Source organism: Pseudarthrobacter sp. As-47 (assembly GCF_058215595.1).
Genome location: NZ_CM177088.1, coordinates 4235912 through 4253191, shown reverse-complemented (window position 1 = coordinate 4253191; position 17280 = coordinate 4235912). Strand labels below are relative to the sequence as shown.

The window sequence follows — 17280 nt, the reverse complement described above, 5'->3', positions numbered from 1 at the left end:
GTGATGACCGTCCGCACTGCGGCGCACGGAAGGTCGGTTGCCTGAAAGTCAGGCAAGGGAGGCGCTGAGCTCCAGGTCCGCCGCCAGGGTTTCGCTGTTTCCGCCGGCGCGGATGAGGTCCGCCCGGACCAAATCAGCACAGCGCTCGCCGATCATCATCACGGTGATGTTGGGGTTGACGGTGACGTGTTCCGGCATCACGGACGCATCCGCGACGCGCAGGCCGGTGACGCCCTTGACCCGCAGCTGGGGATCCAGCGGCGACATGACGTCGTCGGCCGGCCCCATCCGGACGGTGCCCACCGGGTGGTACACGGTGTTGTGGGTCTTGCGGATGTACTCCCGCAGTTCCTCGTCCGTCTGCGCCTCGACGCCGGGTGACAGCTCGCGGCCGGTCCATCCGGCCAGGGCCGGCTGGGCCGCGATTTCCCGGGCCTTGCGGATGCCGGCCACCATAACGCGCATGTCGTGGCCTTCAGGATCAGTGAAGTAGCGCGGGTCCACCATGGGCTTGTCGCGGAAGTCGCGGCTGCGCAGCCGGACGGTGCCGCGGGAGCGTGCGTGCGTGACGTTCGGGGTGAGGCTGAAGCCGTTCTCCGTGGTGGGGTACCCGTGCCGCAGGGTGTTCATGTCGAACGGGACGGAGCCGTAGTGCATCATCAGGTCAGGGCGGTCCAGGCCGTCCTCGGTGGGGGTGAAAATGCCGATTTCCCACCACTGGGTGGACGTTTGCACCATGGGCTGTTTGGCCTCGAACTGGACCACTCCTTCCGGGTGGTCCTGCAGGTTCTCGCCCACGCCGGGGGAGTCCACCAGCACCTCGATGCCGTGCGCGGCGAGGTGCGCCGCCGGGCCGATGCCGGAGAGCATCAGCAGCTTGGGCGAGTCGATGGCGCCGGTGGACAGGATCACCTCGCGGTGCGCGGAAAGCCGGTGGGTCCGGCCGAACGCGCCGTCCACCACGTCCACGCCGGTGCAGCGCTTGTCCGCGTCGAACACCAGCTGGCGGGCGCGCAGCCCGGTCAGCAGGGTGAAGTTGGGGCGGTCGATGATCGGGTGGATGTAGGAGACCGAGCTGGAGGACCGGGTGCCGTCCGCGCGGCGGTTGATCTGGAAGAAGTTGGCACCGTTGACCACGGTGGTTCCGCTGTTGAACTTGGCACGGGGGATGCCGGCCTGTTCGCAGGCGTCCAGGAGTGCGACGCCGGCAGGATCCGCCGGGGGAACGTTCATCAGGTGCACGGGGCCTGAGTCCCCGTGGTGCGGCGCGTCCGGACCGGCGTCCTCGTTGGTCTCCAGCCGCTGGTAGAGCGGCCAGGCGGCATCGGCATTCCAGCCGGTGGCGCCGTACTTGGATTCCCACTCGTCCAGGTCCTCGCGCGGCGCCCAAAAGGCGATGCAGGAGTTGTGGCTGGAGCAGCCGCCCATGACCCTGGCCCGGGCGTGGCGCATGAAGGAGTTGCCGTTTTCCTGCGGTTCCACCGGGTAGTCCCAGTCGTAGCCGGATTCGAGCAGCTCCATCCAGCGGTCCAGCTGCAGGATCTCGGGAAGGTTCCGGTCATCCGGGCCGGCTTCAACCAGGGCCACGGTCACGTCCGGGTCCTCGCTCAGGCGGGCGGCCACCGCGGCGCCGGCGGATCCGCCGCCGATCACGATGTAGTCGAATGCGTGCCCGGTGAGGTCCTCGATGTTGTCGACGTGCATCTAGTTCTCCTTGCTGTGGTCAGCGAACCAGCCGGTTACCTGCGGGCTGGTGTTCTGGTAGATGTGCTTGGCTTCCTGGTACTCCGCCAGGCCGGTGGTGCCGAGTTCACGGCCCACGCCGGACTGGCCGAAGCCGCCCCATTCAGCCTGGGGGAGGTAGGGGTGGTAGTCGTTGATCCAGATGGTGCCGTGCCGCAGCCGGCCGGCCACACGCTGCGCCTTGCCGGCGTCCTGGGTCCAGACCGCGCCGGCCAGGCCGTAGACGGTGTCGTTGGCCGTGGCCACGGCCTCGTCTTCGGTGGTGAAGGTTTCCACGGTGACCACCGGGCCGAAGGCTTCGTCCACCACCACGGACATGCCCCGCTGGACGTGGTCCAGGATGGTGGGCTGGTAGTAGAACCCGCCGTCGTACTTCTCCCCGGAAGGTGCCGCACCGCCGGTCCGCAGCCGGGCACCCTCCTGGATGCCGCGCTGGACGTAGGCGTGGACCTTGTCGCGGTGGGCCGCGGAAATCAGTGGCCCGGTTTCGGCGTCGTCATCGAAGGGGCCGCCGAGGCGGATGTCCTGTGCACGGCGGACCAGCTCGTCCACGAATCGTTCGGCGATCGATTCCTCCACCACCAGCCGCGCCCCGGCGGAGCAGACCTGCCCGGAGTGCACGAACGCGCCGTTCAGGGCGTTGTCCACCGCGGCATCGAAGTCGGCGTCGGCGAACACCACGTTGGGGTTCTTGCCGCCCAGTTCCAGCGCCACCTTTTTGACGGTGCCTGCGGCGGCCGCGGCAATGCGCTTGCCGGTTTCGAGCCCGCCGGTGAAGGAGACGAGGTCGACGGCGGGGTGTTCCGAGAGCGGTGCACCCGCCTCCGATCCCGGTCCGGTCACTAGGTTGGCCACGCCCGCCGGCAGGCCGAGATCCTGGAGCAGCTGCATGGCCAGGATGGCGGTGGACGGCGTCAGCTCGGACGGCTTGAGGACGAAGGTGCAGCCGGCGGCCAGCGCCGGGGCGATCTTCCACGCGGCCTGGAGCAGGGGATAGTTCCAGGGTGTGATCAGGCCGCAGACCCCCACGGGCTCGTAGACGATTTTGCTCACGACGGCGGGGTCCCCGGCGTCCACCACGCGGCCGGACTGCTGCCCGGCGAGCCTGCCGAAATATTCAAAGCAGGCGGCGACGTCGTCCATGTCGATGCGGCTTTCCACCATGCGCTTTCCGGTGTCCAGCGACTCGGCGCGGGCAAACTTTTCGCGGCGTTCGCGCAGTTCCGCTGCGACCTTGAGCAGGAAGGTTCCCCGTTCGGGCGCCGGGACCGAGGACCAGGTGCCGGAGTCGAAGGCCGCGCGGGCTGCGGCGATGGCCCGCCCGGCATCTTCACGGCCGGCCTCGGACACTGTGGCCGCCAGCTCGCCGTCGGCCGGGTTGCGGATGTGGCGTACGGCGCCGGATGCCGCCGGCTCCCATGCGCCGTTGATGAAAAGGGTGGAGGCTGTTTCGGTCATGCTGTCTCCTGGGGTGTAGGACTGTGGCGGCTTCGGGCAGGGCCGGGACCGCTGCGGCCGCTGTGCTGCAGGTTGTGCTGCCGCACAGCGGCGCGGGGGAAAGAGCTTGGCGTGGGCAGGAAGAGGCGGCACGGGGGGCCGCCGTGCTGTCCGGACGCTTTATCGGGGACCGGTGAGGGGAGCGGGAGCCCAAGGGCTGCGAGCGACGCCGTGGCGTGGTGTGGCGTATGTCATACGAAGGAGAGTAACCGGGGTTGAACGGACGTTCAATACATTTCTTGAACAAGTGTTCAATGTGAAGCGTCGGGATGCGGCTGGCTGGCCCTGACGTGTGGTGCCTGGCGCTGCGGGTCCGGCCTGAAGTCAGTTGTCCCGCGGCGGGGCGAAGGCTATCTGCTCGGTGCGGGCGATGCTCCGTTGGATGGCGGCCTTGTCTATCCCAAGAAGGGCTGTCAGCCACATGCCGTTTTGGACCACGACGATGTCCGCCGCACGGTCCCTGCATTCCTTCGGGGGCAGCGCGGGGTGGGCAGCGGACACCAGCGCCGCCAGCCCGTCGAGGTACCGGTCGAAGGCTGCGGCGTTGATCCGGGCAAAGTCCTCGTGGGCCTGTGCCAGGGCCCAGAGGTGCAGGCGGAGGGACAGGTACCGGGTGGTCAGCAGATCCGCGCCGGCCACCCGGTGCAGTGCTTTGCGGAGCTGCTCCTCCGGGGTCAGCGACGGGTCCGGTGCCACCAGCCCCAGGTCGTGCTCGTCCACGCTGTGCAGTGCCGCCCGGATCAGGCTCATCTTGTCGTCGAAATAGTAATTGACGAGGCCCAGAGCGACGCCGGCTTCACGGGACACGGCCCGCATGCTGACGCCCGAGATACCGTGGCGCGAGAGCAGGTCCAGCGCAGCTTCGAGAATGCGCGACTGCCTGTCGACCTGTTCGCCGGAGTTCACGGTATTTATCCCCATCCGGCCACACTATTGCCAAAGCCGGAGGAGTGCACTTTACGCAGGAGAATCCCCGCCCTGCGGGAGCGGGGCGGGGATTCCTTCGTCGGCAGGAGCAGCTACTTGCTGGGCAGCCCCGCCGGGTTCAGTTCGGACTTCGGGATGGCTTCGGATGACAGCCCCCAGCGGTCCAGGATCCTGGCGTACGTGCCGTCTTCGATCAGCCCGTTCAGGGCGGCCTGTGCGGCGACGGCCAGGCCGTTGCCCTTCTTGGTGGTGAACGCGATTTCGGCGGTCAGCGGCCAGCCGCCGTTGAGGGTGCCCACCTCCTTGGTCTTTCCGTCTTTCGCGGCCTTGTAGGCAGCGGCGGCGTTGGGCCCGAACGTCAGGTCCGCACGTCCGGACTGCAGGGCCAGCGTGGAGGCGGAATCGTCGTCGTAATACTGGAACTCGACCGGCTGCAGGCCGTTCTTCCTGTTCTCCTCGTCCCAACGCACCAGGATGGCCTCCTGGTTGGTGCCGGAGCCCACGATGATCCGCTTTCCTGCGACGTCCCTGGCCTCCTTGATCTCTCCGATCTCCGAATCGCTCTTGGCATAGAAGCCCAACAGGTCGTTGCGGTAGGTGGCGAAGTCGAACTTTTCCTTCCGTGCCTCGGTGACGGTCACGTTGGAGAGGACGGCCTCGTACTTTGCGGATTCGATGCCCAGCGGCCAGTCGGCCCACGCGACCGGAAGGACTTCCACCTCCAGCCCCAGGGTCCCGCCCACAGCGTAGGCGATGTCCACTTCGCTGCCGATCAGGGTCTTGTTGTCGGTGGCGAAAAGGCTGAGCGGGGCGGTGCCGCCAGTGGTCACCACCGTCAGTTTGCCGTCCGCCTTGACGGATTCGGGGACCAGCGCCGCCGCGGCCGGGTCCTCGGAGACCTTGAACCGGTCCTGCCCGGGGGACAGGTTGAAGGACTTGCCGGCCGCCGTTGTGGAAGATTCCGACGACGGTGCTGCCGCCGCCGTCGCGCCGGGATCCGCGCACGCAGAAAGTCCCATGAGTGCCGTGATGGTGAAGGCCATGGCGGCTGCCGCAGTTGCCTTGGTGGGGGCCAATTTTCCTCCTGGAAGTTGGTAGCGGATGCAACGGAGAGTCTCGTTGCAGCCACTATCCGGCAGCCGCGGCGAGGGAATCAAAGGCCGCGACACCGGGAGATACAGGGAGTAATGGCGGTTAACCGGGCGACCGGAGCGGTCACATTCCGGAGTCCGGCCGGCCAGGTACACCAAGTAGTGGCGGTTTTGGCCGGCTTGGGAAAACGAGTACTTAAGCGGAAAGACGGGTGGGGGACTACGCGTGTGCTCCGCCCCTGCCTCCACCTACGGTTAGTCCAGGCAGCGGCCAGAGTGGGCCGCCCGAAGGTCTCAACAGGAGCTCGCATGCGCACTTCCCCGTCCACGTCTGTCCTCTCACGCCGGCTCGCGGCGGCCGTAGTCCTGCCGGGTCTGCTCACCAGCAGCCTTGTGCTCATCCCGCCGGCTGCCGCAGGTACCGGAGCCAACGCCGGGATCTGCAACGGGGTGGTAAACCAGTTGGCGCACCGCGGCACCGTCCAGGAGAACCTCCTGAAGGCAGCCGCGAAGAAGAATGCTGACGTCATCGCCAGGCTCCTGGCAGAGCGAGCACCGCTCCAGGAGGAGAAGGATAGGCTGAGCGCTGAGATCGCCGCCCTGGAGGGGGAGTCTGACAGGCTGGCGGCGGAGGTAGTTACGCTCGAGGACGACATTAAGACAGCCGAGTCGGACATCGCAAAGTTAACCGCCGCTTATGAGGCCACGTCAGCGGCAGAAACCGCGACTGAAGCAACCCTCGCCAAGCTGCAGGAAGACAAGGCGAACCTCGTCGCCGAACTGACGCCGCTGCAGGAGGAAAAAACTGCAGCAGAGGCGGCAGCCGAGGACCTTAAAGGCGAGGCCGCCGCCGTTGCACAAGACATCGCTGCCACCCAGGACAGCATTGACGCAGCGAAGGCCGAGCTCCTCGCGCTGGAGCAGGCGGCAGCCGAGGCCGCCGCCTTGCTCGCGGACAAAGAGGCCGGGATTGCAGTTGCCCAAGACCAGCTCACCGCCCTCGAAACGGCGGCCGCGGAAGCTGCAGACGACGTGGATGCCGCCAGGGAAGCCGTCGAAGCAGCGGAGGTGGAGCTCGACCGCCTCGAAGCGGCGGGTGTGACAGCCGGGGACGCCCTGCAGAAGCAGCAGGACCTCGTGGATGCTGAAAATCTTATCCTTGATGGGCTCCAAGACATCTCCGAGGAGGCAGCAGAGGCTGCCACGTCAAAGGCAACTGAGGTGGCCGCGGCCCAGGACCAGCTGGAGGTGCTCCAGACGGCGGCCGGCACAGCGGCCACGGCACTTTCCGCCAAGAACGCTGAAATTGCATCTGCGGAGGAGAGCCTCGAAGGCCTCCGGGCCGACGCGCTGATGGCAGCTGAGGCCGTGACGGCCAACATCGAGGCCGCCGCCGTTGTCGCCGGGCAGATCACGACGATCACAGGGCAGATCACTGCCGCCAACGCTGCCATCGCTGCCAAACAGGGCGAGCTGACCACGGCACGGAACCAACTGACTACTCTTCAAGCCAACAAAACGGCCCTCGAAGGGGAGATCGCGGTGCTGACAGCGAAGATTGAGAAGAACAATGGCGCTGCCAACGGCCTCATTACCCAGCGGAATGAGAAGCAAGCACTGCTCGCTGCCGTCGATACGCAGATTACCGACCAAAATGTGGTGATCTCGGCGCTCCAGGGTGACCTGGCGGCCCTGAACAACCAGGTCTCGGCTTTGAACACCCAGCTGCTGGCGAAGCAACAGGAAAGCAGCTCGCTGCAGCAGCAGGCGGCACCCCTGCAGGCGACACTCACCGCGGCGAATACAGCGGTTGCCTTGAAGGAGGCCGAGATTGCAGCCCTGAAGGCCGAACTCCCGGCACTTGGGGATGCCCTCACCGAGGCCAACAGTGCCGTGGCCGGCCAGCAGGCGGTCCTGGATGGGCTGCAGCAGGAACTGACGGCAGCCCGGGAGGCAGCTGCCGGGGCTGCGGCCGACGTCGCTGCCCAGGTGACAGTTGTAGCCGGCCTTGAGGCGGAGTTGCCCGGGCTTACACAGGGTGTCGAAGATGCGCAGCAGGCTGTTACAGAGCAGCGGGCAGACCTGGAGCGGAAGAGGTCGACCCTGGAGAGCGCCCAGGCAGCGGAAGTGTTGGCCGCCGCCGCGGTGGAGGACAAGAAAGCTGAACTTTCCACCCTGCAGGGCCAGCTTCCCGCCCTGCAGGCCAACGTCGATGCAGCCAATGAGGCGGTTGAGGGAAAGACCAGCCAGATCGTCGCCCTCAACCTGATCATGGATGGTTTCGTCGCCCGGCTGGGCGTGCTGAACGCGGATATCAAGGCCACGGAGGCTGACATCGTTTCCCTCCAGACCAGGGTGGCGCCTCTCCTGGAGCAGCTCAACCAGCTGAATGATGAAATCAGCACTACCGAAGCAGCCCTCAAGGACCTGCAGTCCCAATTGACCGCCCTCGACGGATTGTTGACCGCGGCCCAGGAGACGCTGCGGGCGCTGGAGGCCCAAAAGAAGCAGAACAAGGACGTGATCACCGCACAGAAGTCGACGGTCACGGCCTTGACAGCCAAACTGGGCGAGGTCCAGCTGCAGATAAAGGCCATCGACGGGACCATCGCGCTCGGAGGCTGCGCCGTCTGACCGGACAGCAGAAGGGCCAGGTCATTCATGACCTGGCCCTTCTGGGTGTCAGCAGCGGGGGAAGCGGAATCAGCCCAGTGCCTTGATGACTTCCTTGGCGACGTCCTCGCTGGACTGCGGGTTCTGCCCGGTGATGAGGTTGCCGTCGCGGACCACGTTGGAGGTCCAGGCAGCGCCGTTCTCAATTACCGCGCCCTTCTCCTTCAGCGCGTCCTCCACCAGCCACGGCGTGTTCTCGCCCGTGCCGCCGCCCAGCTCTTCCTCGTTGGTGAAGACTGTGAGGCGGCGTCCGGCGAAAACGAACGTGCCGTCGTCGTCCGTTGCGCTGAGCAGCCCGGCAGGACCGTGGCAGAAGGGGGCGATGACCTTGCCGGCCTTGTCCGCCGCCGCCAGCAGACGGCCCAGGTCGGCGTCCTTGTACAGGTCGGCCATGGGGCCGTGCCCGCCAGGCATCACGATGGCGTCATAGGCGGAGGGGTCGACGCCGGCAAGCACCAGCGGGTTCGAGAGCTCGCCGTCGATGGACGCCAGGTAGTCCCGGAAGCCTTTCGCGCGGTCCTCGCCGCCTGCGGATTCCGCAGCCAGGCTGACCTGGTCCACCGTGGGTTTCGCCCCGGCGGGGGTGGCGATGTGGACCGTGTGTCCGGCGTCGAGCAGCGTCTGGTGCGCCACCACCAGCTCTTCGGCCCAGAAACCGGTGGGGTGTTCGCTGCCGTCCTTCATAGTGAGGGAATCGGCTGCGGATACAACCATCAGAATGTTTGCCATGGTGTTGCTCCTGTCGTTGGGGACTGTTTTGCCGTGCTGCTTCTCCACTGCGCCGCGGTTATCCGGCCGCTGCTTCAAGTTCAGCGTAGGTGTCCTCGTCCAGCGTGACACCGGCTGCGGCCAGGTTTTCTTCCAGGTGCTTCACGGACCCGGTGCCAGGGATGGGCATCATCACGGGGGAGCGGCGCAGCAGCCACGCCAGCGCCACCTGCGAGGTGGTAGCCCCGAGGCGCTTCGCGGCCTCATCCAGCGGCCCGCCCGGCTGGGCCAGCTCGCCCGCGGAGATCGGGGCCCACGGGATGAAGCCGATGCCGTTGTCCTCCGAGTAGCGCAGCACATCCTCGGAGCTGCGGTCCGTGAGGTTGTACCGGTTCTGGACCGTGGACACGGTAAAGTGCTTGCCGGCGGCCTCGAGTTCCGCAACGCTGACCTGCGAGAGGCCCAGCGCCCGGACCTTGCCCTCGTCCTGCAGTTCGCGGAGCACTCCGAACTGCTCCTCGGCGTCCACCTCGGGGTCAATCCGGTGCAGCTGCAGCAGGTCCAGGGTGTCCACCTTGAGCTTCCGCAGGCTGAGTTCCGTCTGCTGGCGCAGGTACTCCGGCCGGCCTACGGGAATCCATTGGTTGGGGCCGGTGCGTGTAAAGCCCACCTTCGTGGCGATCTTCAGCCCGTCCTTATAGGGGTGCAGCGCCTCCGCCAGGATCTCCTCACTGATGTTGGGGCCATAGGAGTCTGCGGTGTCGATGAAGTCCACCCCGAGTTCGACGGCGCGGCGCACCACCTGGACCGCGGTGCTGCGGTCAGCGGGCTCACCCCACACACCGTCACCGACAATGCGCATGGCACCAAAGCCAAGCCGGTGCACGGTTCCCAGGTCTTTCAGGTCAATCGTTGCGGACAGTTCCAGCTGGTTCGACGTATTCAGGCTCATAGGGGCGGCAACATCATAAGTTTGCTGAGTATTCCTGGGCGGGCTGAAATAAGCCGGCCCCCGCCGTCGTTATGCATCAAGTGCCTGCCGCGATCCGGCGGGTACCAACCCACAGAACAGCTTTGAAAGGCCGGCACCCGACGTGACTCTTCCCCTCTCCATCCTTGACCTGGCAACCATCGGGAAGGGCCAGACGGCGGCGGAGAGCTTCGCGGGCAGCGTGGCCATGGCACAGAGCGCGGAAAAGCTGGGGTACCGCCGCGTCTGGTACGCCGAGCACCACAACATGTCCTCCATCGCCTCCTCCGCCACCAGCGTCCTCATAGCCCACGTGGCCGCCCACACCGAAAGCATCCGCCTGGGCGCCGGCGGCGTCATGCTGCCCAACCACTCACCGCTGACCATCGCCGAGCAGTTCGGCACGCTGGAGACCCTGCACCCGGGCCGCATCGACCTTGGCCTGGGCCGCGCGCCGGGAAGTGACCAGAACACCATGCGCGCACTGCGGCGGGATCCCATGTCCGCCGACAGTTTCCCGCAGGACGTCCTGGAACTCCAGGGCTACCTCACCGGCCCCACCCGCATCCAGGGCGTGGAAGCCACTCCCGGCAAGGGCACGAACGTGCCGCTGTACATCCTGGGCTCGTCGCTGTTCGGCGCGCGCCTCGCCGCCCAGCTGGGGCTGCCGTACGCGTTCGCCTCGCACTTTGCCCCGAACGCCCTGCAGGACGCGGTGGCCCTCTACCGCCGCGAGTTCAAACCCTCGGCGCAGCTGGACGCCCCGCATGTCATCGCCGGTGTGAACGTCATTGCCGCCGATTCGGCTTCCGAGGCGCAGGCCATGATGCAGGCCACCAAGCGTGCCCGGGTGTCGCTGTTCTTCGGCGGCGGCCGCGAGTTCACGGACGACGAGGCGGACATGATCCTCGATTCGCCGCAGGGTCAGCACGTCTCCCAGATGATGACGTATTCCGCGGTGGGGACGCCCGACGTCGTCCTGGACTACCTGGACAGCTTCGGCAGGCACGCCGACGCCGACGAGCTCATCGTGGCGCACCAGAGCACCGGCACGGACGCCCGGCTGCGGTCCGTGGAGCTGCTTGCCGAAGCCGCCGGACTGGCCCGGGTCTGAGCCGGCAGTTAAAGCCCGCCGTGCGTGCAGCCGCAGGGACCGCAGACTTTTACACATACGCAATACAAGGGACTTTCGGGGGTAACGGCGGAGGCTGACCATGGGAGTGCCCCCTCCGGAGTTCCGGGAACCCCGGGGAGGGGCACCAACCGGTAGCCCGCAGGAGATCCAGCGGCTGTAGTCCCGGCCCGGTCCTGCCTCAAAGGGGTCCATGGATGCCAACGCCGTTGAACCAAAGCGTCGCGGATTCCGCACTGCTCACCAGGTCCCTGCCGCTGGGCATGCTCCGGACGTTCGTCCAGTCCGACGCCGCCGACGAAGGGCTCACGCCTGCGCTGCTGGCGGAACTGAAGGTCCTGGCCCGGGTGCCCGGGCTCATTGTGGCCTGCAATTACGGCGGAACCCTGTGCGACGCCGAAGGCATCTCCACCGAGACGCTCCCGTTGGGGAGTGCCGCCATCGCGCTGCGTGCCCTGGCAGCACTCCCCAACACCCACGCCGCCGTCATTTCCGGGCGGTCGCTGCGTGACCTCGCCGCAGTATCGCGCCTGCCGGCGGAGGTGCACCTGGTGGGCTCGCACGGCGCCGAGTTCGACATGGGGTTCGCGCACCAGCAGACCCTCGCCACCGAGTCCGTCCTGCAGAAAGTCCACGCCGCCCTCAACGAGGCGGTGGGGTTCCAGAAGGGCATCTGGCTAGAGCGCAAACCCGTGGCCGTTTCGGTGCACACCCGGCCGGCAGCTCCGGACGTCGTGGCGGCGGTAACTGACACTGCGCGGGAGGTGGCCCGCGCCCACGGACTGCACTTCATTGTGGACGGCTCCGTGCTGGACCTGTCCGTGGTGGAGCCGTCCAAGGCGGAGGCCCTGGAGAGCCTGCGGTCCCGGCTGGGAGCCAGCGCGGCCATGTATGCGGGCGACGCTGAGAGCGATGAACTGGCCATGGCAACCCTGCGCGGGCCGGACATGGGATTGCGGGTGGGGCCGGGGGAGACCTCCGCCTCCTACCGGCTCCGCGACCCGGAATCCTTCGCCCGGGTGCTGGCGATCCTGTTCGAGCTGCGGCGTGCCTGGCTGTTCGGCGAGGATGCCGTAGGTCTGGAACGGCACAGCCTGATCGGCAACGGATCCTCAACCGCCCTGGTGACACCGGACGCGAAAATCTGCTGGATGAGCCACCCCCTGCCTGACTCCGGATCGCTGTTCGCGCACATCCTGGGCGGAGACGCCGCAGGCCATTTTTCGGTGGAGCCGGTCAAGGCCTCCCAGGTGCTCGGGCAGCGCTACGTGGACAGCACCATGATCGTTGAAACCCGCTGGGCGGACGTTACGGTAACGGACTACCTTGAGCCGGCCCCCGAGGGGATCACCAGCCTGGTGCGGGTGCTCTCCGGCAATGGCGCCGCCAGGATCACCTTCGCCCCCCGGCCGGACTACGCCAACGCCCCGTTCAGCATGGAGGCCCGCGACGAGGAACTGCACGTGGTGGGGACGTCGGAGCCGTTCATCCTGCTGGCGCCCGGCGTGACCTTCAGCATCACCTCGGACGGGCGCCACGCCACGGCCACCGCCGCCGTCAACCTGCAGGACGGCCCGGTGGTGCTGAACCTGCGCTGCGGAGACACGGAGCACCAGCCCGCGGTACCCGAAAGTGAGGCGGACCGGCGCTCCGCGGTGGCGCTGCATGCCCGGCAGTGGGTGCAGGGGCTCGTCCTGCCGGGCGTCAAACCATCCCTGGTCCGGCGGTCGGCCCTGGTCCTGCGTGCCCTGGTGCATGAACCCACGGGCGCGGTCCTGGCGGCACCCACAACCTCCCTGCCCGAAGGGATCGGCGGGACGAGGAACTGGGATTACCGGTACTGCTGGCTGCGGGACGGTTCCATGACCGTCAACGCGCTGGTGGACCTGGGCTCCACCCGGGAGGCCACGGGCTTCCTGTCCTGGCTGGGACGGATCCTGGAGCACGCCCCCGGGCCCGAGTGGCTGCACCCCCTGTATTCCGTGACGGGCGCACCCCTGTCCACGGAAGCCGTCATCGACAGCCTGCCCGGTTACGCCGGGTCCCGTCCCGTGAGGATCGGCAACGCCGCTGACCACCAGGTCCAGCTGGATGTCTTTGGCCCCATCGCCGAGCTGATCCTTGCCCTGAGTGAACGGGAGGGGACGCTCGCCGACGAACACTGGGAGCTGATGGTCCAGATGGCGTCAGCCGTCCTGGCCCGCTGGCACGAACCCGACCATGGAATCTGGGAGGCCCGCCGGGCACCGCGCCACCACATCTACACGAAGGTGATGTGCTGGGTGACCCTTGACCGCGCACTCCGCACGGCGTCCCGCCACGGCCGCGTTCCCGAGCCATCCTGGGCGCCGGTGGCCGCCACCATCAGGGACGAAGTCCTGCGGGAGGGCTGGGACGAGTCCGCGAAGTCCTACACGGTGGCCTATGACAGCCCGGACCTGGATGCCGCCGTCCTGCACATCGGGCTCTCCGGGCTGCTGGACGTCACGGACCAGCGGTTCCTGGATACCGTCACCGCCGTGGAGCGGGAACTCCGGGTGGGGCCCACCGTGTTCAGGTACAGGTACGACGACGGCCTGCCGGGGCTGGAGGGCGGCTTCCACATCTGCACCACCTGGCTGATCGAGGCGTACGTTGCCACGGGCCGGATCGAGGAAGCCTGGGACCTCTTCGACCAGCTGGTGAACCTTTTCGGGCCCACCGGGCTGCTGCCGGAGGAGTACGATCCCGGCACCGAAACCCACCTGGGGAACCACCCCCAGGCCTACTCCCACCTCGGCTTCATCCGCTGCGCCCGGATCCTGGACGAACACCAGGACAAACGGTAGCCGGCTCTCTTCCTGGGTACCTAGAGTGGAGGTGACACCACCCCGAAACGGAAACGAGACCCATGTCCGCCACCCGCGCCCAGGGAGTGGGCTTCCGTTCTGAACGGGGGCCCATCCTCATTGCCCTGATGCTCGCCACCGGGTTGGTGGCCATCGATTCCACCATCGTGGCCACGGCCGTTCCGTCGATTGTGCGGGACATCAGCGGGTTCGAGTCGTTTCCCTGGCTCTTTTCGGCGTACCTGCTGGCACAGGCGGTCTCCGTGCCCATCTACGGAAAACTCTCGGACATGGTGGGCCGCAAACCGATCATCCTTGCGGGCATCGGGCTGTTCCTCCTTGGGTCGGTACTCTGCGGCATCGCCTGGAGCATGCCCGCCCTGATCGCCTTCCGTGCCCTGCAGGGACTCGGAGCCGGCGCAGTGCTGCCTGTCTCCATCACCATCGCAGGGGACATCTACTCGCTGGAGGAACGGGCCAAGGTCCAGGGCTACCTTGCGAGCGTGTGGGCGGTTTCCTCCGTGGTGGGACCAAGCCTGGGCGGCATATTTGCCGCAGTGGGCTTCTGGCGCGGAATCTTCCTGGTCAACATCCCGCTGTGCCTGCTGGCGGGATGGATGCTCGTCCGGACCCTGCACGAGAACGTGGAAAGGGCCAAACACCGCGTGGACTACGCCGGGGCAGCCCTGTTGGCTGCTTCGCTTGGCCTGCTCATCCTCGGAGCCCTTGAGGGCGGCCACGGCTGGGCCTGGAATTCACCGGTGAGTCTTGGCATCTTTGCCGTGGGCGGGATCCTGCTGGCCCTGTTCCTCGTGGTGGAACGGCGCGCGGTGGAACCGGTGCTGCCGTCCTGGGTGGTCTCGCGCAGGCTCCTTGGCACCACAGCCCTCGTGTCCTTCGGCGTAGGTGCCGTGATGATCGGACTGACGTCCTACGTGCCCACGTTCCTGGAAGGCGCGCTGGCCAGCTCGCCACTGGTCGCCGGGCTGGCCCTGGCGGCACTCACCCTGGGCTGGCCGATCAGCGCCTCGCAGGCAGGACGCTTCTACCTGCGGATCGGGTTCAAGGCCACAGCGCTCATCGGCATCTCCATCACCGTGGCAGGCCTCGCGGTCCTTGCATTCACCGCCGCTGCTCCCAGCGTGGCGCTGGTCGCCGCCAGCTGCTTCGTCGTCGGGCTCGGCCTGGGGCTGGTGGCCACCCCCACGCTGATCGCCGCCCAGTCCAGCGTTTCCTGGAATGAGCGGGGCGTGGTCACCAGCACCAACATGTTCGCCCGGTCCATCGGGAGCGCACTGGGCGTGGCCGTCTTCGGTGCCGTGGCCAACGCCATCTATGGGGGGACGGCCGGAGGCGACAGCAACGGCCCGGCGGTGGTGGCCGCCTCCGGTGCGGTCTTCGTGGCCGCCCTGGCAGCCGGGGTCCTCACGGTGGCGGCAGTCCTGGCGATGCCTGCCGTCCGGGCGGCCACCAAGGACGCCGGCGGTGAAGGAAGTGGGGGCAGCGGGGAGCCGGTCCTCACCGACGCGGAGGACAGCTCCCGATAACCGCCTTGGGCTTACGGCCAGCAGCCAGCAGCCAGTAGCCAGCAGGCAACCAGTAGCCGGCAATCAGCGGCCGGCCCGGAAGATCTCCGGAGCGGGCCGGGTGCCGGTGGCCAGGTCCGCAAGGATCCGGCCGATGACCGGGGTGAATTTGAACCCGTGGCCCGAGAAGCCGGCGCCGATCACCACGGGGCCGATCCGGTCCAGGACGAAGTCCTCGTCCGGGGTGGTGGTGTAGGTGCAGCTGACCGCCTCGAAGGAGTCCGCGTCCACCCCGGGCAGCCATGTCCGCGCGTACTCCTGCAGGGCGGCGAGCTGCACCGGCTCCGGAAGGAAGGACCGCCGGTCCGGATCCACCAAAGGGCCCACTCCGTGCCAGCCGGCCTTGATTCCCTCACCCGGGGTCTGCATCCCGTACACCGGGGAGTACCAGCTCCTGTACTCCGTCCCGGTGCCCGGGTAGTGGTTGAAGCCAGGCCACGCTGCTCCCGGGTCCGTAACCCGGAAGTGCGCCGGCTGCTCCTGGGTGACGCGCAGCTGCGGAATCCTCAGCCCGGAGCCGTTGGCCAACGCCCGGCCCAGGAGTTTTTCCGTCCAGCCGCCGGCAGTCACCACCACCTGCGCCGCGGTGAGCACCTCCGTTCCCGCAGCGGACTCCACAACCAGCCGGACGCCGTCGTCCATGACCTTGAAGTCCACCACCTTGGTGTGGTGCCGCATCTCGGCACCACGGGCCACGGCGAGCCGCTGCATGGCGGGGAGGGCGGCGTCAGGGTTGAGCTGGCCGCCGTCGGGCAGGTGGAGCACCTGCTGGTCGAAGCGGATGCCGCGCCAGCGTTCCGCCGCTTCTTCGGGGTGTAGGAATTCGGCGCGGATCCCGGCCTGCTCCAGGGCGGCTGCAACGTCGGCGAACAGCGGCTCCGGCCCGTGGTTGACCACCCCCGTGCGCGCCAGCAGCTGTTCGCCGCTTTCCTCCTCGAGCTCGTCCCAGAGGGCAAGCCCCTCGGCCAGCATGGCCACGTACTCGGGCCGGTGGTAGCCCGGGTTCAGGTTGCGGGTGGTGCCGTGGGAGGCCCCGATCCGGTGCCCGGGCCCGAACTGCTCCACCAGCGTCACCTGCCGGCCGCGGCGCGACAGCGCCCACGCGGCCGCCGAGCCCATCGCCCCGCTGCCGATCACCACGGTGTCCACAACAGTTTCCATCAGCCCTCCAGGGTCAGGTCAGCAGCAGCGCCACGCCGATCATGGCCGGCACTGCCACCACGGTGGTTATCAAAACGGTGTCCTTGGCCACGGTGAGGCCGGTCTTGTAGCGGCTGGCGGCCACGAAGACATTCTGAGCGGTTGGCAGCGCGGCGGTCACCACGACGGCGAACAGGAGGTGGCCCTCCAGGCCCAGCAGGAAGCGGGCAAAGAGATAGGCAAGCACCGGCTGGACGCCGAGTTTGAAGGCGCTGGCAAGGAGCGTGTCCGCGCGGCGGCCCGCGGACGCCTGCAGCGGGCGGGTGCCGTTCAGGCTCATGCCGAACGCGATCAGCATGGCGGGAATTGCCGCGCCGCCGATCAGGTGGATCGGCTCCATGACCAGTTCCGGGACCTGCCAGCCGGTGCCTGCCACCAGCAGGCCCAGCGCCGAGCCGACGATCATGGGGTTCCGCACGATCATCACGAGGAAGGTCAGCGGCGTGGTGCGGTGGCTGCTGGTGCTCGAATCCAGGAGCATCAGGAACAGCGGCGTAAAGAAGGCGAGCTGGAAGATCAGGAGCGGCGCCACATAGCTGGCGTCACCCAGCACGTAAACCGCGATGGGAATGCCCAGGTTGGCCGAGTTGACCAGCGACGCCGCCATGGAGGACATCAGCGACTCGGGAAGCGAACGTTTGAGCCAGAACCTGGCAATGGCGAAGAAGATCATGGCCGTGGCCACGGCAGAGACCGCCGCCACCAGCAGCGGAGCAGCGAAGACTTCGGCGAGGCGCGCCTTGCTGAGGGTTTCGAAGAGCAGTGCAGGGCTGGCCACGAAAAACGTGAGGGAGCTCAGCACCTGCCGGGCGTTGTCACCCAGGATTTTCTGCCGGCCCACGAACCAGCCCACCAGGATGATGCACCACACCACAAAGAAGCCGGCCAGCACGCCTAGCATGGGACAGCCCGCAGGTCGCGGCGG

At 67.5% G+C, this 17280-nt stretch carries 12 protein-coding genes; 4 read left to right on the top strand and 8 right to left on the bottom strand.

Annotated features, from left to right (window positions below; genetic code table 11):
* Positions 1-48 precede the first annotated feature (48 nt).
* The 4 genes from AC4BCK_RS19715 to AC4BCK_RS19700 all read right to left on the bottom strand — a co-directional run bounded on the left by AC4BCK_RS19715 (position 49) and on the right by AC4BCK_RS19700 (position 5210).
* On the bottom strand, positions 49-1704 hold the full coding sequence (locus AC4BCK_RS19715; protein WP_364275522.1) for a GMC family oxidoreductase: 1656 nt from the start codon (positions 1702-1704) through the stop codon (positions 49-51).
* On the bottom strand, positions 1705-3201 hold the full coding sequence (locus AC4BCK_RS19710; protein ID WP_174176090.1) for an aldehyde dehydrogenase family protein: 1497 nt from the start codon (positions 3199-3201) through the stop codon (positions 1705-1707).
* Between the two features lie 363 nt (positions 3202-3564).
* On the bottom strand, positions 3565-4161 hold the full coding sequence (locus AC4BCK_RS19705) for a TetR/AcrR family transcriptional regulator (RefSeq protein WP_366278845.1): 597 nt from the start codon (positions 4159-4161) through the stop codon (positions 3565-3567).
* A 98-nt stretch (positions 4162-4259) separates the two neighbouring features.
* On the bottom strand, positions 4260-5210 hold the full coding sequence (locus AC4BCK_RS19700) for an ABC transporter substrate-binding protein (protein WP_251424079.1): 951 nt from the start codon (positions 5208-5210) through the stop codon (positions 4260-4262).
* Positions 5211-5567: 357 nt separating this feature from the next.
* Between AC4BCK_RS19700 and AC4BCK_RS19695 the strand changes: the two genes are divergently transcribed.
* Positions 5568-7892, top strand: a complete 2325-nt coding sequence (locus tag AC4BCK_RS19695; RefSeq protein ID WP_490566380.1) for a coiled-coil domain-containing protein — start codon at positions 5568-5570, stop codon at positions 7890-7892.
* 69 nt (positions 7893-7961) lie between these two features.
* On the opposite strand, the gene AC4BCK_RS19690 is transcribed toward AC4BCK_RS19695, so the two are convergent.
* Positions 7962-8660 carry a type 1 glutamine amidotransferase domain-containing protein gene (locus tag AC4BCK_RS19690; RefSeq protein WP_310113297.1) on the bottom strand — a complete coding sequence of 233 codons (699 nt, stop codon included), beginning with the start codon at positions 8658-8660 and terminating at the stop codon, positions 7962-7964.
* Positions 8661-8718: 58 nt separating this feature from the next.
* Positions 8719-9591: an aldo/keto reductase gene (locus AC4BCK_RS19685; protein ID WP_400576802.1), complete on the bottom strand. Its 873-nt coding sequence runs from the start codon at positions 9589-9591 to the stop codon at positions 8719-8721.
* 142 nt (positions 9592-9733) lie between these two features.
* Here AC4BCK_RS19685 and AC4BCK_RS19680 point away from each other — a divergent pair, with 142 nt between their 5' ends.
* The 3 genes from AC4BCK_RS19680 (at position 9734) to AC4BCK_RS19670 (ending at position 15116) form a co-directional block, all read left to right on the top strand.
* On the top strand, positions 9734-10723 hold the full coding sequence (locus tag AC4BCK_RS19680; protein ID WP_174176101.1) for an LLM class flavin-dependent oxidoreductase: 990 nt from the start codon (positions 9734-9736) through the stop codon (positions 10721-10723).
* Positions 10724-10938: 215 nt separating this feature from the next.
* Entirely contained in the window at positions 10939-13569 is a 2631-nt protein-coding gene (locus tag AC4BCK_RS19675) for a trehalase-like domain-containing protein (protein ID WP_364408348.1), read from the top strand.
* 62 nt (positions 13570-13631) lie between these two features.
* Positions 13632-15116 carry an MFS transporter gene (locus tag AC4BCK_RS19670; protein WP_490566379.1) on the top strand — a complete coding sequence of 495 codons (1485 nt, stop codon included), beginning with the start codon at positions 13632-13634 and terminating at the stop codon, positions 15114-15116.
* Positions 15117-15179: 63 nt separating this feature from the next.
* On the opposite strand, the gene AC4BCK_RS19665 is transcribed toward AC4BCK_RS19670, so the two are convergent.
* On the bottom strand, positions 15180-16316 hold the full coding sequence (locus AC4BCK_RS19665; RefSeq protein ID WP_490566378.1) for an FAD-dependent oxidoreductase: 1137 nt from the start codon (positions 16314-16316) through the stop codon (positions 15180-15182).
* Between the two features lie 13 nt (positions 16317-16329).
* Positions 16330-17256, bottom strand: coding sequence for an AEC family transporter (locus tag AC4BCK_RS19660; protein WP_364319106.1), 927 nt, complete (start codon positions 17254-17256; stop codon positions 16330-16332).
* Between the last annotated feature and the right edge of the window lie 24 nt (positions 17257-17280).